The organism is Rhizobium anhuiense (assembly GCF_003985145.1).
Taxonomy (GTDB): Bacteria; Pseudomonadota; Alphaproteobacteria; order Rhizobiales; family Rhizobiaceae; genus Rhizobium; species Rhizobium anhuiense.
In genome coordinates this window covers 18,350-41,458 of sequence record NZ_ML133544.1, presented here as the reverse complement: position 1 = coordinate 41,458, position 23,109 = coordinate 18,350, and the positions used below count along the sequence as shown (strand labels likewise).

Below are 23,109 nucleotides of genomic sequence, written 5' to 3'. Positions count from 1 at the left end.
CGCAGCCCGAAAACAGTCAGTCGGGCCAAACGCCGTCGAATGCGTCCGTCAACAGCGCGCGAATGGCCGGTTCGGTGACGGGCGCCGGGTTCCAATAGGGATTGGAAGTTGCCTCGATGGCCGCCGTCCCTATGCCTTCGGCCGGCATTCCGATCTGCGCAAGTGACAGGGGTGCCCCGATCTCCTGTGCGAGGTTGCGAAGCCCGGTTGCGGCATTGTCCGCTCGGAGTGCCCGCGCGACCTTCTGGGCCGCATCGGGAGCGGCCTGCATATTATACCGCATCACGTAAGGCAGGATCACGCTGTGGGTTTCGGCATGCGGCAGGTCGAACATGCCGCCCAGCGTGTGGCAAAGCTTGTGATGGAGCGCCATGCCGACGCAACCCAGGCTGATGCCGCAGAGCCATGCGCCGTAGAGAGCATCCGAGCGGGCCTCCACATCCAGGCCATCGCGGCCGATACGCGGCAATGCCCGCGCCAGGGCGCGGATCCCGTCCTCTGCCATCAGATCGGTCACCGGATTGCGGTCGCGAGCATAGAGCGCTTCAACCGCATGCGCGATCGCGTTGAGGCCGCTGACCGCAGATAGACCCACTGGCAGCCCCAATGTCAGCGAGACATCATAGATCACCGTTTCCGGCAGCACGCGATTGTCCCGAAGCGTTGTCTTGCTGCCATTTTCGGTCTGTCCGAGAATGGGTGTCATTTCCGACCCTGCATAGGTCGTGGGCACGATGAGCTGCGGCAAATCCGTGCGAAGCGCGATCGCTTTGGAAAGACCGGTGGTCGAGCCGCCGCCAATCGCGATCACGCCGTCGGCGCCGGCTTCCGCAGCGACCTTCATCGCCTCCATCGTCACCTCGACGGGAGTATGCATGACGGCGCCGGAAAAGACCGCGGCCTGGGGTCCGATCAGGCCCGCCACTCTTTCCGCCTCGCTCACCTGATGCGGCGTCGAGAGGACCAGCGGCCGGGACATGCCGAGCCGCTTGGCCTCATCGGCAAGCTGTTTGAGCGTGCCGGTGCCGAAAATCACGCGCGTTGCCAATCCGGTATAGACGAAGTCCTCCATCTCAGATCTCAGCCCTTTTTGTCAGCACGAAATCCCAGTCCACCTGCCAATAAGGCGCCTTGAGGCCCTCGTCCTCGCCCACGGCGTCCTCCTGCTGCGTCCGGAAATCGGCGATGAGACTCTCCTTCACTCCGAACACCGCATCCTGATCCAGATATTGGCAATCAGGGGGGAACATATGGGTGACAACGGGATCATACCCCTCGGCGCTGACGATGAAATGGATATGCGCCGCGCGGTTCGGATGCCGGCCCAGGCGGCCCAGAAGCTTGCCCACCGGCCCGTCGTCGGGGATGGGATAATAGCGCGGCTTGACGGAGCGGAACCGATAGCTGCCCTCGCCGTCCGTCGTGAAGACACCACGCAGGTTCCAGTCCGGCTGCGTGCCCTTTTGCTGGACGTCATAGAAGCCGTCGTCATTGGTCTGCCAGACGTCGATCAATGCGTGCTCGATCGGATTGCCAGCGGTATCCCTGACGAAGCCGCCGACCACGAGCGGCTCGCCCTTGCCGTCGAGGCAGATATTCGCTCCCCGTGCATAACGCGGTGCTTCCGGCACGTAGAACGGACCGAGAATGGTGTTTTCCGTCGCGCCGGAAGGCCGGCGATGGTTGATCGCATCGACCAGCATCGAAACACCCAGCACATCTGAGAGCAGAATGTATTCCTGCCGCCATTCATTGCACATCTGGCCAGTTCTGGTGAGAAAGTCGATCGCCGTCAGCCATTCCTCATGAGTCGGCTCGATCTCTTTCACTGCAGCATGGAGATGCCGCACGAGAACCGACATGATCTCACGCAGGCGGGGATCGATATCCCCGCCCATGCGCGCATTGACGGCCTCGACCGAGTTTTCTTCGGTGAAAAGCGGGTACTTCGTCGCAGCCATCTCACCCTCCATCAAATGCCGAAGAGCAGTTTGGCATTTGTCCGGCCGATTTTCACCCTGTCCGCCTCCGCAATCGTCGTGGTGTCGAACCAATCGGCGGCATGATCGATATTCTCGAACGGCCAATCGGTCGAAAACAGGATCCGGTCGGCGCCGATTTCCAGCATGGCATCGATCAGCGTCTGGGTGCGGAAATTGCCTGAAGTCGTGATGTAGAAATTCTCGTTGAAATAGTCGGCGATGCGGCGTTTGGCCGGATATTTCGGCGGCACCTTGACCCAGGCGTTACGATTGTCGATGCGCCACATCATGTAGGGCAGACCTTCGCCCATATGGCCGAGGATGATACGGAGGTTCGGGTGTTCGTCGAAAAGTCCCGATCCCATGAGGCGCAACGCGTGGACCGCCGTCTCCTGGGCGAAGGCCCAGGTCGGCCCCATCAGCCAGGGGTGGCCCTCATAGATGCGGCTGTCCTCAGCCAGCGGATTGCGCGGGTGCAGATAGAAGGGCACATCGAGCGCGGCGACCGTCGCCCAGAAGCCGCGATATTGCGGCAGGTCGTAATAGAGCAGCGCATTGGTATCGGCGCGCTGGCTGAAGCCGTTGACCAGGGCTCCGACGAAGCCCATGTCCTTCACGCACCGTTCCAGCTCCCGTGCGGCGGCCTCGGGATCCTGGAGCGGCAGGGCCGCAAAGGCGCGAAAGCGGTCGGGACGTTTGGCGCATTCTTCGGCCAGCGCATCGTTGGCGCGGCGGGCAATATCTATGGCCCGTCCGGTTTCGGCGATTGCCTGGACGGCCGGTGCGTTGAGCGACAGGATCATGGTCTCGATCCCGTGCGCATCCATCAGCTTCAGTCGTTTGTCCTGAATGTCGAGCAATCGGGACTGAAGCTCTGTCCAGTAGTCTCCCGGGACGAAACCCGCCGAATCCATCAGCGTCTCGGGAATGGCGAAATGCTCTTCGAGCGCGATCTTGCCTTGCATGTTTCTCCTCCAACTTTCTCGTTTTAATATTGACCCTTGGGCTCGAGGCCGAGCATGTGCTGGCCGACCATCGTGCCGACGGCGTCCCAGTTCATGCTGATATGACGGCCGACGGCATTGGCGTCGCGCCAGGCGCGCTGAACCGGATTGTCCATGTTGAGGCCAAGTCCGCCGGTGGAAGCGTTCAGGGCTTCGACGGCCCGGAGCGCCAGGGTGACGGCAAAGGACTGGCCGCGCCGGCTGAGCAATCTGTCCTCGATGGTGAATTCTCGTCCTGAACCCGCCAGCTCCTCGGCGCGCGCCACATCCCGGAGCAGGATCTCGCGGGCTGCGTCGACGCTGGCAGCGGCATCCGCCACCCTGAGCTGGATTGTCGCAAATTCTGCCATGCGGCTGTTGCCGCCCGCGACCGCCCCCCGGGTCACACGGCTACCTGTTGATGCGACATAGCTTTCCAACGCGCCTTTCGCGGCGCCGACAGCGGCGGAAGCGAGGCAGGACGGAATGCCGGTGAGAAGCGGCATGTTGAAAAGGCCCTTGTCGGCATAGAGGCCGGCGCCCGGCGTCCGGCCGCTGGTGGCCTCCGGGAAAGTGAGCACGCGATGCTTCGGCACAACGACATTGGCGAGAATGAGGGTCTTGGAGCCGGTGCCCGCCAGTCCCGCGACATCCCATGTGTCTTCGATTTCATACTGCGTCGCAGGCACCAGCAGGAAGGCCGGAACCGGCTTGCTGGCACCTTCAGCGGGCAGGACGGCGGCGCAGAGCGACCAGTCGGCATTCTCGCAGCCGCTGGCAAAAGCCCAGCGGCCGTTCAGCCGATAACCGTCTTCGGTGGCCTCGGCCAAGGAGGCGGGCGCATAGGAGCCGCAGAGAAGCGCATCCGGATTTTTGCCCCAGACGTCATCCTGCGCGGCCTTCGGAAACATTGCGAGCAGCCATTGATGGGCTGCAAGAAGACCCGCGACCCAGCCGGTCGAGGCACAGGCCGAGGCCAGTTCGAGATTGGCGTCGACGAGATCGGCGAAAGGCCCGGGCGCGCCACCATAAGCGGCCGGCTTGACCGCATCGAAATAACCGGCAGCGCGAAGAGCTGCGATGTTTTCCGCCGGTACCCGGCGTGCCTTTTCGGTTGCCTGCGCACGGTCCTTGAAGGCCGGCAGGAGCGGCAGGATGCGGTCCTTCAGTACAGCGCCGCGAATGGGGCGTGCGATATTATCGGCACCGCCTTCGATGATCTCAAGCTTCATATTCTCCTCCTTGGCGGGATCAAGCCGCCGGCTGCGAGACGCAGTAGCGGGCGTCCTCGTAGATGAGCGGTATGGTGTTGGGGTCGACGGTCGCGTGAACGACCTGCCCGATGAAAAGTGTGTGAGTGCCATAGGGCACGGCAGCCATGCGGCGGCAGACGACATTGGCGTTGGCGCCGTCGAGGAGCTGCATTCCGGCTTCGTGCCGCCGCCAGTTCGCCAGTCCGAAGCGCGCATGCGGCTCGACTTTGCCGGCGAATGCCTCAGACAGCGGCCGCTGCGCGTGACTGAGGACATTCACCGCGAAATCCGGCTGACAAAGCAGCATTTCGTGCAGCAGGGTCCTGTTGTTGAGACAGACCACAAGCGAGGGCGGATCCATGGAAACGGAGGTGACCGCCGTGACCGTCATGCCATGGTCGACACCGTCCTTCACCGCCGTGATCACGGTCACTGTCGCTGGAAATTTGCGCATTGCGGCACGAAAATTCGCGCCGACCACTCCATCGGATAAAATCTGCATGATCTCTCTCCCATTCCGATTTCCATCATTTATTTGCATTTGCAATTATTGTCAACGCAAATAATTTTCCGTTCGTGATGACGAGAGCTGCGATTGGATAACCTGCAGATGCGTTCCCACCGCCTGCCGAAGATAATTTTGATCGCACCATATTTTCTATTGCAATATTTGCATTTGCAATATTCTATTGTCTTACGTATCGGGTGGGAGAGGATTATCGGGCAGCGTGCCTAGCGCGCCGTTCAGAAGCCCGATGACGACGGAGGTAATCTTTGATTTTCTAGGCTCCAGGACAGCTGAAGCCTTTTTCAAAGCGAGATCACGGAGGAGGAGCCATGTCTTCGCAGGAAATGAGCGCCATGGTGGCGCAGACCAAAACGACGGCAAGTGTCATTGCCATGTGCGGCTTCATGATATTGTTCGACGGCTATGACCTGGTCGTCTATGGGGTAATCGCACCAGCGCTACTCAAACAGGCGGAATGGGCGCTGGATCCATCCCTCGTCGGCCGTGCCGCCGCCTTGACCCTGTTCGGCATGCTGCTGGGTGCGGCAATCGCCGGGACGCTCGCCGATCGCATCGGCCGGAAAAAAGTCGTTCTCGGCAGCCTCGCCAGTTTTTCCTTCATGATGATCGCCAGCGGGCTTGCTCCGAACTTCCCGGTCTTCGCAGCCACGCGTTTCCTGAGCGGGCTCGGGCTCGGCGCACTTCTGCCGACCGTAACCGCGCTCATTCTCGAATTTTCGCCCGCCAAACGGAAGGCCCTGGCCAACTCCCTGTCCTTCATGGGCTATCTGCTGGGCGGCATCCTTTCCGGCATTCTCGGCATGCTTCTTCTTGAGCATTACGGCTGGCGCCCCCTGATGATCATTGGCGGCGCGCCTTTGCTGGCACTGCCGTTCCTGATCAAATCACTGCCCGAATCGCCCGACTGGCTCGCCGCCAAGGGCCGCCGCGCCGAGGCCGACGCGGTTTGCGACAGCTTTGGCCTGGAACGGGTTCCGCACCAGCCGACAACTTCGGAAAAACAGGGCGTACGGGCGCTGTTTGCGGAAGGGCGGCTTGCGCTGACGCTGAATGCCTGGGCGATTCACTTCTGCTCTCTGTTGCTGACTTTCGGCATGGTGAACTGGCTGCCGACCATCATGAACAAAATGGGCTACGACATCAGTTCGGCGCTGCTGTTTGCAATCATGCTCAATGTCGGCGCCGCCATCGGTATCGTCATTGCCGGCCGGATTGCCGATAGGGGCCATGTGAAGATGACTGTCGCCGTGCTGTTCGCCATCGGCGCTGGGGCGATCTACATGCTCACACTGAAGCAGGGTGTTTTCATGTACGCGCTTGTCGCTCTTGCCGGCGCTGGAACGATCGGCACCCAGATCCTCTCGAATGTTCTGGTTGGCCGCTTCTATCCAGTCCAGATCCGCGGAACCGGGCTCGGATTTTCGCTCGCGGTCGGCCGCCTTGGTGGCATGGCCGGGCCGCTGATCGGCGGCGCAGTGCTGCAGCGGGGGCTCGCACCGGAGTGGAACTTCTACATCTTCGCCATAGCGGCCGTGGTCGGCTGCGCTTTGACGGCCCTCACCTTCCTCCATGGCACGACCGAAAAGGGAGACGTCGTCGTGCACTGACTAGCTAAGGCAAGCACGCCCGCGACCATGGCCGGCCTCGATGAGGCCGGCTTTCATTTGTCCTGACGAACGCGACTTTTGATTGCACATGCTCTCGCCTAAGGCTATTCAGTGCGGATGCAATAGTTGTGAGCGAAAATGTCCTATCGATTTACCGGATCCTTTCCCTACCTTCTCAATCGCGTCGGCGTGCGCATGGGGGAGCTTTTTTCGGAGCGGCTGCACGATTTTGACGTTACCTTGCCCATGTACCGCGTCCTTGCGATCCTGAAGCAGGAGGGACCGCAAAGGCTGACAGATCTGAGCCCCATGGTTACGGTCGAGCTCTCCACCCTGTCGCGCCTGGTCACTGTGATGAAGAAGAAAGAACTGGTGTCGCGCACCCGGCCCGACGACGGCCGCACGGTTTCGATTGCGCTGACCCCCTCGGGCGATGCGCTGGTGCAGAAATTGATGCCGCTCGCAGCAGAATTCGAGGCGGTCGGCGTCGAGACGTTCAGCGAGGCGGAGGTGGCCTGGCTGAAATCGGCGCTGAAGATCATCCATACCAACCTGGACAAGCTCGAAGCACGCTGATCTGCTGATGTGGACGCAGGCCCGTCCCGATGGCGCAAAGGAGCGCGGGGAAGGCCCCGCACCACCTTCGACACGCCATCTTGATGACTATCCGAAGAGCAGCAGACCCGTCCGCGATTCTCCTGAATTCTCCGTACAATGTGGTTTTGATGCAGATAGGTAGCTGCCCACGTGTTCGCGGTCCATCGGCTTGTTAAACAAATAGCCCTGGAGGGTGGTGCAGCCCATTTCCAGCAAGCACATCGCCTGCCGATGGCTTTCGACGCCCTCCGCCGTGACCTTCATGTCGAGCTTCCGCGCCAGGTTGAGCACCAGTTCTACGATTGCGAGGCTCGATTCATCCACGAGCATGGTGTCGATGAAGCTCTTGTCGATTTTGATGATATCGACGGGCAGGCTCCGCAAATGTGTCAGCGATGCATAGCCCGTCCCGAAATCATCGAGCGCCACGGCCAAGCCTCTTTTCCGCAAACGTTGCAGCGTTGTTGCAACAGTGTCTTCCAAGCCCTGCAGGAAGACGGTTTCCGTCACTTCGAGCACGAGCTTATCGAGCGGAATGCCTCTCGACGCGAACGCACCAACGATGCGGCTTTCCAGGTCACCCCTCATGAAATCAGAGGCGCTGACATTGATGCCAACCCGTCCGAAACTCAGCCCCCGGTCCATCCATTTGCAGATATCGGTCGCGACATGATCGAGCATGCATGTCGTAATGTGATGGGAAACACTCGAGTCCGTGAAGGCTTCATGAAATTGCGCCGCCGATACGACTGATCCATCGGGACGTTGCATTCTCACCAGCGCTTCAAACGCCCATACCTGACCGTCGGCGCAGCTCACGATTGGCTGATAATGCGGCACCATTCGATGCTCGGTAAGCGCCAACTCCACCTCTCGGACGATCTGAATGCGATGGGCTATCCTCGAACGCAGGCTGGGCTCATATTGAACGTAGCTTCCACGCCGTGTTTCCTTGGCGTGATACAGGGCGAAGTCTGCGTTTTGCGAAAGCGTCGCCGCATCCATTTCACCTTCCGAAATCGCGCCTCCCACGGTTATCGTGGGATTTATCGTTGATCCCGCGACCTCCAGAGGGCGGCCGATATATTCAATCAGGTGTCGCGCGAGTGAACGCATTACCCGCGCGTTTGCGGGTGCGTCCAGAACAACCGAGAATTCGTCGCCGCCGAGGCGAAAGACCTTTCCGCGCTTTCCCAAGCGCTCGTCCAGACGAGATGCCACGCCTTTCAGCAGCAGGTCACCGGTCGCATGGCCCAGGATATCGTTCACCTGCTTCAGGCGATCGACGTCGACCAGCAGCAAACCAATGGAGGCGGCATCCGTCGCTGTGAGCCTCGCCATGTGAGCATTGTATGCCGCCCGGTTGGCAAGCCCGGTCAGGGGATCGGCATTTGCCGCCTGCAGCAAGCGTTGCTCGTAGCGCACTTTTTCGGAAACATCCTGAACGATGCCGAACAAACGTTTTGGCTCACCGTGCAGGTGTTCGATATCGCTGACCACGCGAATCCATCGTTCTTCGCCTTCTGGCGTTATGATGCGATACTCTTTGTCAACGCCGATCTCCGAGCCATTCAGGAGACCGCGAATCCTGCGACTGACGCCGTCGCGCTCTTCCGGAGCATAGCAGCCGATCACCTCCTCCGAGGTCATTCGTTTACCGACCGGCAATCCGACAGTGCGATAAATCTGGTCCGACCAGATGATCGTACCGGTGTTGAGATCCATCTCAAAGCCACCGACTTTGGCAGAGCGCTCGGTCTGTTCGAACCGAGCCTGCTTCAACTCCAGTTCACGTTGCTGCTCTTTCAGCTGGCTTTGCTGACGATGCTCCCGAATCAGGCCCACGATGACGCTTGCCAAGTTACGGAGCTGTTCGATATCCCGATCGCCGAAACGGCGGGTCTTCGTATCGAGGACACAAAAACTGCCGTAGCAGGTCTCCCCTTCCAAAAGCGGAACGCCCGCGTAGAATTGGACGGAACACTCGTTCACGAATGTGTTTTCCCAAAAGCGGGAATCTTTGCCGGCATCTTCAACGACGAGCGGCAACCCTGTTTCCACAACATGGCCGCAAAAGGAATGCTCGCGTGACGCCTCTTTCAAAGTGAAGCCTTGCTGGGCCTTGAACCACTGCCGCTGCTCGTCGACGAACGAAACCAATGCCATCGGCATGTTGAATATATTGCAGGCCAGACGGACGATAGCGTCGAACTCTGTCGTCGGCGGTGTATCGAGAATGCTTGCCTCGTAGAGAAGGTTCAATCTTTCATCTTCGGTAAGGGACATGCGACCTTACTCCTCGCAGTGCTGCGTGACGCGGAGTGAGACCCTTCATGGATCATGGAAGCGGACGAACTTGCCGCCGACAGCAATTTCTGGGTTGATCAGAATTCTTCCCAATCAGACTTCAGCGCGGCGGCGGCCGACCCGCGCTGGACGGACGCGGCGGGCGACGTACGAACAACTTTCAAAGCCGTCGGTGCGGGCACATGACGATCCGCCTGCGTGGATGAAAGTCTCGATATCGGAGCATCGTCGAAACGGAACTGTTCAAGAAGCTTGAAAAGTGCGGCGGCCTCGCGTGCGAGGCCATGGCTCGCAGCCGTCTGTTCCTCGACCATCGCGGCATTCTGCTGCGTTCCCTGGTCGACGGTGTTGATGGCCTGGTTGATCTCGCCGAGCGCCGTCGATTGCTCGCGCGCCGCCTCCACGATCGCCGTGACATTGGTGTTGATGTCGTGAACCTGACTGGCGATTTCCTGAAGCGCGGATCCGGCATTCGTGACGAGGGCGACGCCCTTTGCGACGTGAGAACCGGAGGCTGTAATCAGGCTCTTTATCTCCTTTGCAGCTTTCGCCGACCGCTGCGCCAACTCCCGGACCTCCTGAGCAACGACCGCAAAACCCTTGCCGGCCTCCCCTGCCCGTGCCGCCTCTACGCCGGCATTGAGCGCCAAGAGGTTCGTCTGGAAGGCAATCTCATCGATGACGCCGATGATATTGGAAATTTCGCGCGACGAGGTTTCGATCTGGTCCATCGCTCCGATCGCATCACGAACCACCTGGCCGGAATGTTCCGCGTGGTCTTTGGTGCGGGAGACGAGTTGACCGGCCTCCTCGGCGCGGCGGCTCGAATCCTTGACCGTCGTCGTGATTTCCTCAAGGGCGGCCGCCGTCTCTTCGACGGATGCCGCCTGCTGCTCGGTACGCTTTGCCAGGTCGTCGGCGGCGGTGCGGATTTCGTTGGAACCGGCCGAGATCGCCTTGGCATTTTCGGCCACCGTTGCCATCGCGTCCTTCAACTTTTCCGAAGCGCTGTTGAAGTCGGTGCGCAGCCGTTCCAGCGAAGGAATGAAAGGCTTCTGGATCGTCTGCGACAGGTCGCCATCTGCAAAATTCGTCAGGCAACGGGCGAGCTGTTCAACATTCTCGACACGCGCCGTGACATCGGTTGCGAACTTCACGACTTTGAACACTTTGCCGTTCAGGTCGAAGATCGGATTATAGGAAGCCTGGATGTAAACCTTCCGTCCGCCCTTGCCCACACGCATGAATTCGTCGGCAACCAGTTGGCCGCCCGCAAGTTTCCGCCAGAATTCCTTGTAGGCCTCCGACTTGGAATAGTCGCTTTCGCAGAACATCGAGTGATGCTTGCCCTGGATTTCGGCAAGCGAATAACCAAGAGCGGTCAGGAAATTGTCGTTTGCGGTCAGGATTTCGCCGGCCGGCGTGAATTCGATGATCGCCTGAGCCCGGGACAATGCGTCGATCTTGCCCGCATGCTCGGCAGATATCAGCTTCTGCGCGGTGATATCGGTTGCAATCTTGATGACCTTGACCGGCTTCCCGCGACGGAACACCGGATTGTAGGACGCTTCGATCCAGACCTCGCGCCCGCCTTTGCCGAGCCGTTTATACTGTTGTTGATCGAATTTTCCTGCTGACAGCTTCGTCCAGAAAGCCTTGTATTCTGCCGAGGATGCATAGGCAGGTTCGACAAACATGCTGTGATGTTTTCCGACGATCTCCCTCAACTCGTAACCAAGCGCCCTGCAGAAGTTTTCGTTTGCGGTGAGGATTTTGCCCGACAAATCAAACTCGATCATGGCTTGCGAATTCGATAGAGCCGCCAGAACAGCGACAGCATTTGCACCACGATCAAGAATATTCACTCGCAAATCCTCCTAGATTCATCGCTGTCGATCCAGCCATTTTGCGAATATTCGCTCATGCTCATTAACGGGGATTTAATTATGAATGTGACGTGCAGTATAATTTATTTTCAACCAGCGCTGCATTCATCAGGCGCATCCGGGGGCAAAGACAGCCGGCGGCCCGCCCTGCCGCGGGCAGCGATGCAGCCTCCCCGGGAACGGCGCACTGCGGGCCGCTCAGCTGCTTTTCAACTGCGCCACCGCAAGCAGCGTGTCAGCGCTTATTGTCGACGAGCCGGTCAGGATCGAAAGGGCTGACGACGTGGTGCCCGTACCGTTGGCCATGTCATACATGGCGGTGAAGCGTTGGATCAGATCGTCGACTTTGTCAGGATCCGACAGATCCTCCATGTCGATGAAATTGTTGACCATCTCGGCTTGCTTCTCGACGTCCATATTCGAGACGTAACTGGACAGGTTGAAGGTCGTCGTAAAGAACTCGAAGAGCGCGCTGTCGCCCAGAATATCATAGGCGTTCGAGATCTCCGGCGCCTTGCGTTCGAAATAGAGGGCAAGGCGCACGCCGGTGTTGCTGTCGCCCTGATCGTCTTCGAGCGTCAGCCTGACATAGGAGTCGATCGTTTCCAGCACGTCACCGCGCTGCTGCACGGTCCCGGTCGGATCGGCGGAAATATTGCCGTCCTGATCGAAATTGAACGAGCCGACGAGTTCGGCGAAACGATTGTCGTCCTGCTTGTTGACGTAACTATCTTCGTCGTCGAGATCGGAAGAGAACATCTTCTTCAGTTCGTCCGACGTGACATCGTCCGGATCGAGCCCCTTCGCCTCAAGCGCGAAGCTAACCAGGCGATCGTCGGCCAGGAATTCGCTGGCCGTCGTGATCGTCGCCATCTGCTCGCGAAAATAGGTGATCTCGTCATTCGCCGCGTCGGTCGCCTCGGTCAGCTCGTCGCCTTCAAGGTATCGGATCTTGTTCTGCTTGTAATAGGCGGCGTAGTCGTCGACGACGGATTCCGACATGGCCTGCAAGGGAACGGTGACGTCGCCATTGTCGTCGAAGTTGAATGCTTTGCGAAAGGCTACGAACCGGTCGTCCTTCAGGCTGTTGACATAGCTTTTCGAGTCCGTGGGATCGCTTTCGAGAATTTTCCGGACCTCGCTTCTCGAAACGCTGTCGGGGTCTATATCATAGGCGCGCAACGCCATTTCCCACAGTTCGGGGAGATCGTCGTTGTCGTCATCGTCGTCATCGGCATTCGACACGAGGAAATCATCGATCGAGGTGACGCTGGCGATGCGCGTCGTATAGTTGTCGGTGGCGTCTTCCGTGCTGGTATTGGCGACCAGCACTTCATAATTTTCATCGAAGGCTGCCGTGGTCGTGGCGGTCTGGTCCGAGGTCTGGGCGGTGTCGCCATCGGCAAGCGCGCCGTCCTCGTCGAAATTGAAGGCCTCGTGCAGGTCGGACAAGCCGATCGCTTCGGCGATGTCGGCGCTTTTCAGGGCCGCCGAAATGTAGCTGTCGGATTCGTCGTCGGAAAGACCGTAGGCAATCCTGAGATAGCCGACCAGCTTGTCGTCGCTCATCAATTGGTCGACGGAGGTGATGTTGCCAATTTCAGCAGCGAAATAGGTGTCGTAGGCCTCCCCGGTTTCCGTGGACGCGATCGTCGACGAGGCCACCGCATAGCCACTCGTCACCAGCGAGATCTGGTCTTCCGACATCACATCGCCGTCGGTCGAGCCATCCTCGTTGAAGTTGAAGGCCTTTGCCAGGCTGACATAGACGTCGTCGCCGAGCTGGTTGACGAAACTGTCGGCATCATCCAGATCGCTCGTCAAAACCTGCTTCAGGAAGCTGCTGGACGTGTATTCGGTGCTGAGGCCGAAGGCCGTAAGCGCATAGTTCTTCAGTCTGGAGCTCGACAGGAAATCATCGACCGAGGTGATCGACGAGATATTCTCTTCGAAATAATCCGTCTCATCCGTGATGTCGTCCGCCTCGGTGTCGAAGGATTCCTCATAGGCATCGAGCAGATTGTCCCGCTGCACGTCTGACTGCGCCGTCTTCGTCTCGCCCCCGAATTTGAAGGCGGCGGCGAATTCGGCATAGCGGCTATCGCTCAAAGTGTTGGCGAAACTCGATGAATCGCTGAGGTCGCTTTCCAGCACCTTCTTCATGAAGGCCTTGGCATAGGTCATGTCCTCTAGCCCGTATGCCTTCATGGCATAGGAGTAGAGTTTGTAATCGCCCATGAATTCATCGACCGTCGTGACCTTGTCGATGTTTTCCTTGTAGTAGTCACTGTCGCGGGAAACCGTTGCCTGTGAAGCCACACTCGAGAGACTGGCGCTCAGATTTCTGGCGACCGAGAGGTAGCTCACATAGGTGGAAACCAACGCCTGTCCCTTTCATGAGCATGCGCGCGCGAAAGCCTGCCGGCCGCCACGGTTGAAACTTTTCATGTTTGCTGAGATGTTGCCGCCGTTCATGGCGCTGACGGACCGCATTCATGCGGCCGAATCAATTTAATAGAACCACATGGTACTATAATTCTTCGAAAATGCAACAGGACGTCGAAAGCCGAGGGATCGCGGCTTTATCGGGTCACGCGGCGCCGACGCCCGCGGCAAAGATTGCAATGCAGCGCCGGAGATGGGCAAGCAGTGCCGCCCGGTCGGGCCAGGCCTGAGCACGCCCTTCCGGCGGCCCCATGCCACCGAAGATCATATCCATCAGCATGCGGGCTCCGCTGGTCGGATCATCAAGCGACAGCCTGCCTTCGGCCCTGCGGTCGCTCAGCCAGTCGGCAAGCTGCTGCCGGCTGGCACGCATGCCTTCGCGCTGCAGAATGTCGACGAGTTCGGGAAACTGCCCCGCTTCGCGAAAGACGAGTTGCAGGAAACCGGCACGATCGGCATCCTTGTCCTCATCCATGTCGATCATGAAGATGCGTTCAAGGCTCTCGGCGATCGAGAGATCTTCTGGAGGCCGTGGCAGGTCGAGCATCATGCGCCGATGAGCACCGACCACGGCGGCAAACAGCTCTTCCTTGCTCTGAAACAGCTTGTAGAGCGTCTGTTTCGAAACACCCGCCTCGGTGGCGACGACCGCGGTCGTGCTTCCGGCGTAGCCGTATTTTACAAAAACGCGGCGGGCAATCTCGACGATATGCACGCGCTTGTCATCATCGCTGGAGACTTTCGGCCGGCCCCGTTTGCGCGGCTCATCTGCGGGATCGTCGGCAACATCCATGATGATCTAGACCGCCTCATCGAAGCACAAGCCGACGCCCGCAGAAAGGAGACTACGATTTCTGAGGGACGATTTTTTCGGTTGTGGCATTAGTAATTTCGATTTAGAGAACTCATCAGTTCTGTAATGCGTTGCATCCCCACCCTCTAGCGATGGAGCGCTTATGACGACCATTTCCGCCGCAACGTCAATGTCTTCCTATTCCTATAGCAAGAGTTCGACGTCAGCGTCCCAGGACGTCCTATCCTGTAATACGGTTTCGGCAAAAAAATCAACCACAACCCAGCAGCTCAGCGAAGACGCGGCCAACAGCGCTGAGAAACTCATGTCGCAGTTGATGTCGCTGACGATGAACGGCCTCGCCGATCAGTCCGCTTCCAGCGAGCAGCAGGACGGCGGCGCAGACATGGACGTTGCGCAGCTGGACAGCGACGGCGACGGCTACGTCAGCAAGGCCGAGTTCGTCGCAGCCCGGCCGTCCGATGTGTCGGAGGATCAAGCCGGCACGCTGTTCGACAGCTTCGACAGCGAAGGTGCCGGCTCGCTATCGGTCGATGCGCTGACCGAAGCCATGTCCGCCCAGCAGTCGGAACGTGCCGAGGGGCCGCCACCCCCGCCACCTTCCGACGATGACGATCTTGCATCCCTGCTCTCCGATCTCGATACCGACGGCGACGGGCAGGTAAGCAAAGCCGAATTCGTTGCAGGTCGGCCGTCCGATGTGAGCGAGGAGCAGGCCGGCACGCTGTTCGACAGCTTCGACAGCGAAGGTGCCGGCTCGCTATCGATCGATACGCTGACCGAGGCCATGTCCGCTCAGCAGTCGGAACGCCCCGAAGGACCGCCGCCGTCGTCCAGTGACGATGACGACGACCAGTTTGCATCCCTGCTCTCCGATCTCGATACGGACGGCGACGGGCTCGTGACATTGGACGAATTCATGGCGGGTAAGCCGGATGACGTCACCGAAAGCCAGGCGAGCCAGCTCTTTAGTCTGCTCGACACGTCAGGCGCCGGTTCATTGTCTGCACAGTCCACGAGCTGACGGTCGTTAAGCCGTCGCCATTGCGGTCGCTGGAGGATCTGCAATGAGACGGTTTTAAGCGACCCGGCAGTTGAGCCGGCAGAGCCTTCAGTCGGGTCGCTTCCGAAATATGGAAACGTTCGAAGTGTGCGCCGTCACAGGCGCACGGATAACCAGCGCGCGGATGAGCCGAAGCGCCTATCGCCATCACGGGGTCAGTCCAGACAATCAGATCATCGACCGGTGTCGGCTTTTGCCCGGCGCCAGCGATGTCGTGCGCCCGCCATCCGGGCTCTGGAAGCCTTTCGTCACATGGCATGTTCCCAAACCTTAAAGGATCGAGCCATGAGCATTTTTGGAAGCATGAAAACCGCCGTCTCCGGCATGAGCGCCCAGGCAAACCGGCTCAGCACGGTTTCCGACAATATCGCCAATGCCAACACCACCGGCTACAAGGCCGTTTCCACGTCCTTCTCGTCGCTGGTCCTGCCGTCTTCGTCGGGTAATTACAATTCCGGCGGCGTCCAGACTTCCGTGCGCCAGGCGATTTCCGAACAGGGCGACATCTCCTACACGACCTCCGATTACGACCTGGCGATCTCGGGAGACGGGTTCTTCATCGTGCAAGGTGCCGACGGCACGCCGGTGCTCACCCGGGCCGGCGACTTCTCTGTCGACAGCGACGGCAATCTCGTCAACGGCGCCGGCTACACGCTGATGGGATATTCCTATGATTCCGGCGTGCCGGCGGTGGTCGTCAACGGTTTTGACGGCCTGGTGCCGGTCAACGTGTCCCAGTCGGGATTGAGCGCCGTTGCCTCGAGCAGCGCCTATTTCAGCGGCAACCTGAACTCCGAAGCGACCGTCGTTACCGATACGACGACTTTGCCGAGCGCCAACACGTCGAGCGTTACCGACGACACGCAGAAAATGTCGCTGGTTGCCTATGACAGCCTCGGCGCTACCGTCCAATACGACTACTATTTCACCAAAACCGGTGTGACGACGGATTCGAGCGGCGCGGTCACCGGAAGCACCTGGGAGGTCGCGGTTTATCGCAATGCCGACGCAACCACCGGCGGCACGACGTCCTTCCCCTACTCCTCCGACGCCGTCAGCGTCGCGACGCTCTCCTTCGACGCCGACGGACAGCTCACCTCGGCGACCGACACGGATATCGTCGATCCGACGACGGCACAGACGATCACCATGGACTATTCGGATTTCACCCAGCTCGCCTCCGACTTCTCGGCGACGGGCTCGGCCGACGGCCAGGCCGCGAGCGCTGTGAGTGCGGTCTCGATCGGCACGGATGGTGTGGTGTCGGTCTCCTATGCCAACGGCACGACGAAGTCTCTCTACCAGATTCCTCTCGCGACGGTCGCAAGCCCCGACAATCTGACGCTGCTCAGCGGCAACGTCTACACCGCCAACGGAATGTCCGGCGTGACGGTAACCGGCTTCCCGCAGACCAACGGCCTCGGCTCCATCCAGTCCGGCGCTCTCGAAAGCTCGAACGTCGATCTCGCCGGCGAACTGACGGAGATGATCGAAGCGCAGCGCAGCTATACCGCCAATTCGAAGGTGTTCCAGACCGGCTCCGATATCATGGATGTCCTCGTCAATCTGAAACGATAGGGAGGGCGTCGGCATGTCGCTCACCTCCGCCTTAAACAGCGCACAAAGCATCTTCAACAATACCGGCCAGCAAAGCAGCGTCGTCTCGACGAACATCGCCAATGCAGGAAACTCCGACTATGTGAGACGGGAAGCGTCGATCACGACATCCCTTTCCGGCGCACAGGTCGTCAGCATCAGCCGGGCGCAGGAAACCGCGCTTCTGTCTCAGTACCTGCAGACGAATTCCAAGGACAGCGCCCAGCAAACGCTTCTGACCGGCCTTGAAAGCTTGAAGTCGCTGGTGGGCGGCAATGACTACGAGACCTCGCCAAGCACTTATCTCGCGGCATTCCAGCAGGCGCTCCAGACGTTCGGCACCTCGCCGAGCAGCACGACCGCGGCACAATCGGCCGTCACCGCCGCGCAGGATCTTGCCAATTCGCTGAATACCGCAAGCGACGGCGTTCAGTCGATCAGAACCGACGCCGACGCGGAAATCGCCACGCAGGTCTCGACGCTGAATACGCTGCTGTCGCAGTTCGAGACGGCAAACAACGCAGTCAAACTGGCGACATCGACCGGCGCGGATACATCCTCGGCGCTCGACGAGCGCGAAAAGCTCTTGAAGCAGATCTCCTCGATCGTCGGCGTCAATTCCGTCGTCCGCAGCAATAACGACATGGCGCTCTACACCTCGGATGGCACCGTGCTGTTCGAGACCGTACCGCGCACCGTCTCATTCACCTCGACAGCAACCTATGTCGCGGGAACGGAGGGCAATTCCGTCTACATAGACGGGGTTGCGCTCGACGCCGGCGAAGGATCGACGACCACTGCCTCGGGCAGCCTGCAGTCATTGCTGCAGCTTCGCGACGAGGTCGCCCCGACCTTCCAGGCCCAGCTCGACGAGATCGCCAAATCGCTCGTCCAGATCTTCTCCGAAACCGACGGCAGCACGAGCGCACCCGGACTTTTCGTGTGGACGACAGCATCGGGCGCAACCGGGACAACGCCGTCCGACACCGACGATATCACCGGGATCGCGTCCACCATCTCGGTCAATACAGCCGTCGTCACGAGCGACGGCGGCGATGCGACGAAGCTGCGCGATGGAACGATCAGCGGCATCACCGATCTCAACACGTCGGGAGACAGCGGCTTCTCGGACAATCTCGACGCCCTGTACGAGGCATTGACGGAACAGCGCTCCTTCTCTTCCGATGCCGGCCTCTCCACGACGCAAAGCCTGACGGACTATGCCAGCGCCTCCATCGGCTGGCTCGAGCAATATCGCAGCGATGCGACGACGGCCTCCGAAACCACTTCGGCGGCCCTGTCGCGCTCCGACGAGGCTTATTCCAATGAAGCGGGCGTGAACCTCGACGAGGAGCTGACGCTGCTTCTCGACATCGAACAATCCTACAAAGCGGCGACGAAAATCCTGAACGTCATCGACGACATGTTCAAGTCGCTCCTCGACATAGCGAGCTAGTCATGAAAGCATCTTTTGTCTCATCATCGGCGATGCAAAACGTTCTCAAGCTGACCATCAGCCAGTCCCAGTCCAAGCTGCAGAGCGCTTCGACAGAGGCAACGACGGGAACCTACAGCGATATCGGTACGGCCCTTGGTGCCGGCGCTGCAAAGTCGCTCAACTTCACCAGCGCCATCAACCAGGCCGCGTCGTTTCAAACGAGCAATTCCGTCGTCGCATTGCGCATGGACGCGTCGCAGACGGCCCTTTCAAACCTCAAGGATGCCGGCGACAGCCTGGTTTCGAACCTGACCGCGCTTCAGGCGAGCCAGGATACGACGAGTATCGCCGTCGCCTTGCAGACAGCGAGCTCCACGGTCTCGCAACTGATCTCGACGGCGAATACGGCCGTCAACGGCGAGTTCCTGTTTGGCGGGACAAACCTCGACAGCCAGCCCCTGACCGACCAAACTTCCACGGTCTCGGATACGATCGTGACGGCGCTGAGCGACTATGCAACCGGCCTCGGAAAAGACGTGAACGAGCTGACGGGCGAGGAAATCGGCACATTCATCACCGACACGGTCGAGCCGATGTTTTCCGAGAGCGCCTGGACGGACTCTGCAGACGGCTGGTCGACTGCCTCGAGCACCGACATGACAAGCCGGATCAGCGGATCGGAAACCATCACCTCGTCCACCAACGCGAATTCGGAAGGCATGCGTTATCTCGCGCTTGCATCCGTCGTCGTGTCGTCCCTCTTCGGTCAGGATCTCGCATCCGATGCGCAGAGCACCGTTGCATCCAAGGCTATCGCTTATGCGGCGCAGGCAACGGCCGGCATCGTCACGCAGCAAAGCGAGCTCGGCCTCTCGCAGGAGCGGGTCGAAAAGGCAAATGACGCCCTCGACGCTCAATCAACCCTGCTTCAGGGAAAGCTCGTCGATCTCCAGGGCGTGGATGTCTATGAGGCGTCGACACTCGTCAACCAACTGCAAACGCAACTGGAAACGGCCTATACGCTCGTCTCGAAACTCCAGGGCCTGAGTTTGGTCAACTACCTCTGACGGATCTGACATGAAGGAGTTCAAGCGCTTGCAGATACCAGCCTTAAGCAAACAGCCGAGCACGGATTGCTCCGAAATCGTGACGGAAGCCGCCTTCGCGCTCGCTGCCGGCATCATCGATACAATCCCTTTCGTCGGCTGCAAACTCGACGAACAACAGCCGCGGGCATGGCCGCGATCAGGCGTTTTCACCGATGACGGCGTCGAGATGACCGGCACGCCGCCCGAAATATTCGAGCTTTGCGAGCTCTTGGCCGGCCATATCGAGAAAGGCGCGTCATTCGATGTCTTCGAGGTTTTCCACAAGATTGCACGTATCGACCGGCTGATCGACTGGCGCCATGGCGCGGTGCTTTCACCCGAGCCGCATCCGGTAACTCATTAACGGACCACGCTAAATCTCGTCTCGAAGGCGGCGTGACAACGGCCGCGCCGCCCGGGAGCATGGCATAGGCTGGTCTTGCATGTGGCTTGTCCGTTGCGGCAGTCTGGACTTTGCCATAGGGAGATGGAGGGCGACTGTCGAAGTCTGCCGGCAATGGTCTTTCAGGGACCGAGTGTATTGTTGATGTCAAAGCCGCGCGCGAAGCTTCCATTCTCCGAAGAGACCTTGCAGGCCATGCTCGTCCGCGTGCTTCGCCCGCTGGTCAAACTCGCTCTCGCCTCCGGCTTCAACTTCACTGCTTTTTCGGCCATTCTTCGCCGCCTCTATATCGAGGTTGCGGAGAACGAATTTACGCTGCCGAACAAACAGCAGACGGATAGCCGTATCTCGCTTCTGACCGGCATCCACCGCAAGGACGTCAACCGGCTGCGTGGACAGGCCCTGACGGCATCCTTTCTCACCGTGAGTGTTTCGCAGACGAGCCGCATTCTTGCGAGATGGCTTGCCGATCCGCTCTATTGCGATGCGGAGGATAGGCCGAGCGCCCTGCGCCGCACATCCAGCGACGGCGGTCCGTCATTCGAAAGCCTGGTGGGCGACATCACCAAGGACGTCCATCCTCGCTCGATCCTGGACGACTGGCTGGACAGAGACATTGTCGTTGTCGATCAGAACGGTTGGATCCAGCTCAACCTCTCATCGATCGTCCCGAATGCCGGGGACGAAGCCCGCCGGCATTATTTTACCCGCAACCTTCGTGACCACGTCCAGGCATCGGTCATGAATCTGATGAACGACCCTCCTCCCTATTTCGAACGCGCCGTTCATTATGACGGGATATCTCCAGCGCTGGCAGCCCGGCTCGACGAGATTGGGCGCAAGGAAGGGATGGCGCTGCTCCTGAAGCTCAACAAGATCGCCCATCAGGCCATCAAGGACGATCCCGGCGGCAACAGCCGCTGGATCACGGGCGTCTATGTCATGACCGAGGAGGGTGACGCAGTTCCTCCGGCAGCAGCCGCTTCCGAGACGGAGACTGACGCATGAGCCCGTCAACGATCTCGAGAAGACAGTTTCTCCTGGGCGGAATAGCGCTCCAGGTTCTGATGCCAGCGATGACAGCCGCGCAGCCGACGGGCACCGGCGATCATGGCATCGGAGGCTCCGGTCTTTCCATTGGAGGTGGAGAGAACGAAGACCACGGTATCGGTGGAACCGGCATCGTCGGGACCATCCAGGGTTTTGGCAGCATCATCGTCAACAACATCCACATACCGTTCAGTGCGACGACGCCGATCGACATCGATGGACGACGCGCGCCTGCAAGCGCGATGAAGGTCGGTCATGTCGTCCGGGTGCTGATGGCAGGAAAGCGTGCTGCCCGCATCGCGATCGTCAGCGAGGTCCAGGGCCGCATCGACGAGATGGGTAAGACCGGGATGACCATCCTGTCGCAAACCGTCGACACGACCGGTTTGGTCACGAAGGGCTTGCGAAAGGGCAAGCGGGTCGCCGTGTTCGGCATCCGCAAACCGGATGGCACCATCATTGCCAGACGCATCGAGCATCGCGCCGTTTCCGATGGCGCCCATGTTCGCGGTGTCCCCGTAAGGAGCGGCAATCGCGTCTTGCTCGGCGGCCTTTCGCTTGGGCAGGCGCAAGCACATTTGGTCGGCAAGCAAACCGTCGTGCGTCTCAGGACGGACGCCAATCGATCGGTCATTATACGCATTCAGGCCGAACCTGTGGTGCCGGGTCTGAAACGAGGTGTCGTCAACGTCGAGACCTTCAAACCCGCAGAAAAGGGCGGAGCTGGCGCAGGACCTGGGGGCTCAGCGCCTTACGGCTCGATGCGAATGTCTCCCGATGGCCATGGATTTGTCGACGTCACCGTTCGCGATTCAAGCAGAATGACGGGCTTTGCGGACAGGCAAGGCCCAGACGGCTTTGGTCCTCGCCCGCCGGATGGTCCTCCAGACGGGCCAGAGCGTGGCCATCCGTCTTTCGGCAGAGGCGGGCCTGGCGGAGATTATCCTGATCCGAACAGGCGGGGTCCGCCGCCGCAAGACCCCTTGCGCCGCGGTCCACCGCCTACGGATCCTCCAGTTCCGCGCTAACGCGCCATCAATCAGATTGACATATGGGAAAATTTCCCATTTATTGCTCTTGCGATTCCTGATTTGGGTTCCCAAGAAGGACTTGCCGATTGTCTATCGGGTTCGCCCCACACCCGACAGACAATCGTTTGATTTTCAATCGCTGCTGACTGCCGAACCAACCCGCCGTCGCCAAGAGGAATCAGGAATTGCTTTTGCTGGAACGCGAACCGGACGTGTCGATGGAAATGAACGAATCGACCGTCGTTGCAACCTGGGAAAACCGCGCGCAAATCATCGAAATCATGAGCAGCGCGCGCCAGACGAGCCAACAATTTCAACATCTTTGGCAGAGCAGCGCCGGAACGGGCCGGCTCAGCCAAGATGATACGGACAAGTTGGTCGAACTGCTCCGCCAGATCAGCGACCTGAATGAAATGCTCATGCGATTGGCCTGAAAGACGCTTGACGGCGCGCCGATCGACCCATTCAGAAGCTAATCGCTTGACAACGCTATCCGCGATAACCTCGACGCCGCGATAGGATATCCTTGGGCTTCGGTCTGCTCGACACCGCGGATGTCATCCCCTGAAGCGTTCAGCTTTCATGGAAACGCAGAACCGTTGGTATCGAGAAGATTCAAAGCTCGATGCCCATCCAATGCTGCCGGCCTTCGTTGATCGGGGCTTCAATACCGATGTCCGTCCCCGCGAAAGCCTGGCATGGAAGGACACCGCCGGTTCCCGTCCAGCTTCGCCTATCTCGTCCAATTCAAAGGTCCGCGTGACTATGGCGGCTATCGAGCCGTTTTCACGGCGAGCAAGATCACGCGCTTTTGCACTTCGTACGGAAAGCTGAGGGCAGCCAAGCTGATCTCCTTCACGATGAATGTGATGTCGCCTTGAGCCATCATGATGGCTGGTGATGGTTTGATACCACCGCTTCAACCTATCAACCCAATTTTGGACGGTTGCCCCAGACCTGAAAGAGCTGGCTAAGCTCCGACCTCATAAGAATTAACCATATTTCAGTGTTCTTGCCAAATAATGCCGTACGTAGAT

The 23,109-nt window shown here is 59.4% G+C and carries 19 protein-coding genes and 1 pseudogene; 10 read left to right on the top strand and 10 right to left on the bottom strand.

The genetic code is table 11. The features are described 5' to 3' along the window. Positions 1–16 precede the first annotated feature (16 nt). Genes EEQ99_RS32775 through EEQ99_RS32755 form a run of 5 tightly spaced genes read right to left on the bottom strand, consistent with a single transcriptional unit; the run spans position 17 to position 4,720 of the window. On the bottom strand, positions 17–1,072 hold the full coding sequence (locus EEQ99_RS32775) for a maleylacetate reductase (protein WP_048338505.1): 1,056 nt from the start codon (positions 1,070–1,072) through the stop codon (positions 17–19). Position 1,073: 1 nt separating this feature from the next. Next, positions 1,074–1,961, bottom strand: a complete 888-nt coding sequence (locus tag EEQ99_RS32770; RefSeq protein ID WP_127431843.1) for an intradiol ring-cleavage dioxygenase — start codon at positions 1,959–1,961, stop codon at positions 1,074–1,076. An 11-nt stretch (positions 1,962–1,972) separates the two neighbouring features. Continuing rightward, positions 1,973–2,947, bottom strand: a complete 975-nt coding sequence (tsdA, locus tag EEQ99_RS32765) for a gamma-resorcylate decarboxylase (protein ID WP_047619739.1) — start codon at positions 2,945–2,947, stop codon at positions 1,973–1,975. 23 nt (positions 2,948–2,970) lie between these two features. Beyond that, the gene (locus tag EEQ99_RS32760) at positions 2,971–4,197 is read right to left on the bottom strand and encodes an acyl-CoA dehydrogenase family protein (RefSeq protein ID WP_052213517.1); all 1,227 of its coding nucleotides are present in this window, start codon (positions 4,195–4,197) and stop codon (positions 2,971–2,973) included. Positions 4,198–4,216: 19 nt separating this feature from the next. Then, positions 4,217–4,720, bottom strand: a complete 504-nt coding sequence (locus tag EEQ99_RS32755) for a flavin reductase family protein (protein WP_047619736.1) — start codon at positions 4,718–4,720, stop codon at positions 4,217–4,219. A 335-nt stretch (positions 4,721–5,055) separates the two neighbouring features. On the opposite strand from EEQ99_RS32755, the gene EEQ99_RS32750 reads away from it, so the two are divergent. Further along, positions 5,056–6,354: an MFS transporter gene (locus EEQ99_RS32750; RefSeq protein ID WP_047619734.1), complete on the top strand. Its 1,299-nt coding sequence runs from the start codon at positions 5,056–5,058 to the stop codon at positions 6,352–6,354. A gap of 138 nt (positions 6,355–6,492) precedes the next feature. Then, a complete protein-coding gene (locus EEQ99_RS32745) occupies positions 6,493–6,930 on the top strand; it encodes a MarR family winged helix-turn-helix transcriptional regulator (RefSeq protein WP_047619733.1) in 438 nt (145 codons plus the stop codon). Between the two features lie 87 nt (positions 6,931–7,017). On the opposite strand, the gene EEQ99_RS32740 is transcribed toward EEQ99_RS32745, so the two are convergent. The 4 genes from EEQ99_RS32740 to EEQ99_RS32725 form a co-directional block, all read right to left on the bottom strand. Then, the gene (locus tag EEQ99_RS32740) at positions 7,018–9,237 is read right to left on the bottom strand and encodes an EAL domain-containing protein (RefSeq protein WP_127431842.1); all 2,220 of its coding nucleotides are present in this window, start codon (positions 9,235–9,237) and stop codon (positions 7,018–7,020) included. Between the two features lie 98 nt (positions 9,238–9,335). Further along, complete coding sequence (locus EEQ99_RS32735) at positions 9,336–11,123, bottom strand: methyl-accepting chemotaxis protein (RefSeq protein ID WP_127431841.1); 1,788 nt, start codon at positions 11,121–11,123, stop codon at positions 9,336–9,338. Positions 11,124–11,342: 219 nt separating this feature from the next. Beyond that, a complete protein-coding gene (locus EEQ99_RS32730) occupies positions 11,343–13,526 on the bottom strand; it encodes a DUF1217 domain-containing protein (protein WP_063473685.1) in 2,184 nt (727 codons plus the stop codon). 208 nt (positions 13,527–13,734) lie between these two features. Beyond that, on the bottom strand, positions 13,735–14,382 hold the full coding sequence (locus EEQ99_RS32725; RefSeq protein ID WP_063473686.1) for a TetR/AcrR family transcriptional regulator: 648 nt from the start codon (positions 14,380–14,382) through the stop codon (positions 13,735–13,737). A 163-nt stretch (positions 14,383–14,545) separates the two neighbouring features. Between EEQ99_RS32725 and EEQ99_RS32720 the strand changes: the two genes are divergently transcribed. From EEQ99_RS32720 to EEQ99_RS32685, 8 genes are all read left to right on the top strand, one after another. Continuing rightward, positions 14,546–15,427, top strand: coding sequence for an EF-hand domain-containing protein (locus tag EEQ99_RS32720; protein WP_127431840.1), 882 nt, complete (start codon positions 14,546–14,548; stop codon positions 15,425–15,427). A 324-nt stretch (positions 15,428–15,751) separates the two neighbouring features. Further along, positions 15,752–17,044, top strand: a complete 1,293-nt coding sequence (locus EEQ99_RS32715) for a flagellar hook protein FlgE (protein WP_127431839.1) — start codon at positions 15,752–15,754, stop codon at positions 17,042–17,044. A 13-nt stretch (positions 17,045–17,057) separates the two neighbouring features. Then, entirely contained in the window at positions 17,058–18,518 is a 1,461-nt protein-coding gene (gene flgK, locus EEQ99_RS32710) for a flagellar hook-associated protein FlgK (protein WP_047619722.1), read from the top strand. A 2-nt stretch (positions 18,519–18,520) separates the two neighbouring features. Continuing rightward, positions 18,521–19,567, top strand: coding sequence for a flagellar hook-associated family protein (locus EEQ99_RS32705; RefSeq protein WP_063473688.1), 1,047 nt, complete (start codon positions 18,521–18,523; stop codon positions 19,565–19,567). A gap of 10 nt (positions 19,568–19,577) precedes the next feature. After that, entirely contained in the window at positions 19,578–19,952 is a 375-nt protein-coding gene (locus EEQ99_RS32700) for a hypothetical protein (RefSeq protein WP_063473689.1), read from the top strand. A gap of 153 nt (positions 19,953–20,105) precedes the next feature. Then, positions 20,106–20,999, top strand: a complete 894-nt coding sequence (locus tag EEQ99_RS32695; protein WP_127431838.1) for a DUF6502 family protein — start codon at positions 20,106–20,108, stop codon at positions 20,997–20,999. Then, positions 20,996–22,069 (top strand): DUF5666 domain-containing protein, encoded by a 1,074-nt coding sequence (locus tag EEQ99_RS35310; RefSeq protein WP_063473691.1) that lies wholly within the window; start codon positions 20,996–20,998, stop codon positions 22,067–22,069. The genes EEQ99_RS32695 and EEQ99_RS35310 overlap by 4 nt, the downstream gene beginning before the upstream one ends. 188 nt (positions 22,070–22,257) lie before the next feature. Next, a complete protein-coding gene (locus EEQ99_RS32685; RefSeq protein ID WP_047619707.1) occupies positions 22,258–22,506 on the top strand; it encodes a hypothetical protein in 249 nt (82 codons plus the stop codon). Between the two features lie 181 nt (positions 22,507–22,687). Here EEQ99_RS32685 and EEQ99_RS35305 read toward each other — a convergent pair. Then, positions 22,688–22,938, bottom strand: a pseudogene (locus EEQ99_RS35305) (plasmid stabilization protein). Positions 22,939–23,109 lie beyond the last annotated feature (171 nt).

Coding starts and splice junctions, on each gene's coding strand:
- EEQ99_RS32775 (WP_048338505.1), bottom strand. CDS start 1,072: ATGGAGGACTTCGTCTATACCGGATTGGCAACGCGCGTGATTTTCGGC.
- EEQ99_RS32720 (WP_127431840.1), top strand. CDS start 14,546: ATGACGACCATTTCCGCCGCAACGTCAATGTCTTCCTATTCCTATAGC.
- EEQ99_RS32695 (WP_127431838.1), top strand. CDS start 20,106: ATGGTCTTTCAGGGACCGAGTGTATTGTTGATGTCAAAGCCGCGCGCG.
- EEQ99_RS32760 (WP_052213517.1), bottom strand. CDS start 4,197: ATGAAGCTTGAGATCATCGAAGGCGGTGCCGATAATATCGCACGCCCC.
- EEQ99_RS32740 (WP_127431842.1), bottom strand. CDS start 9,237: ATGTCCCTTACCGAAGATGAAAGATTGAACCTTCTCTACGAGGCAAGC.
- EEQ99_RS32700 (WP_063473689.1), top strand. CDS start 19,578: ATGAAGGAGTTCAAGCGCTTGCAGATACCAGCCTTAAGCAAACAGCCG.
- tsdA (WP_047619739.1), bottom strand. CDS start 2,947: ATGCAAGGCAAGATCGCGCTCGAAGAGCATTTCGCCATTCCCGAGACG.
- EEQ99_RS32770 (WP_127431843.1), bottom strand. CDS start 1,961: ATGGCTGCGACGAAGTACCCGCTTTTCACCGAAGAAAACTCGGTCGAG.
- EEQ99_RS32705 (WP_063473688.1), top strand. CDS start 18,521: ATGAAAGCATCTTTTGTCTCATCATCGGCGATGCAAAACGTTCTCAAG.
- EEQ99_RS32755 (WP_047619736.1), bottom strand. CDS start 4,720: ATGCAGATTTTATCCGATGGAGTGGTCGGCGCGAATTTTCGTGCCGCA.
- EEQ99_RS32745 (WP_047619733.1), top strand. CDS start 6,493: ATGTCCTATCGATTTACCGGATCCTTTCCCTACCTTCTCAATCGCGTC.
- EEQ99_RS32715 (WP_127431839.1), top strand. CDS start 15,752: ATGAGCATTTTTGGAAGCATGAAAACCGCCGTCTCCGGCATGAGCGCC.
- EEQ99_RS32725 (WP_063473686.1), bottom strand. CDS start 14,382: ATGGATGTTGCCGACGATCCCGCAGATGAGCCGCGCAAACGGGGCCGG.
- flgK (WP_047619722.1), top strand. CDS start 17,058: ATGTCGCTCACCTCCGCCTTAAACAGCGCACAAAGCATCTTCAACAAT.
- EEQ99_RS35310 (WP_063473691.1), top strand. CDS start 20,996: ATGAGCCCGTCAACGATCTCGAGAAGACAGTTTCTCCTGGGCGGAATA.
- EEQ99_RS32750 (WP_047619734.1), top strand. CDS start 5,056: ATGTCTTCGCAGGAAATGAGCGCCATGGTGGCGCAGACCAAAACGACG.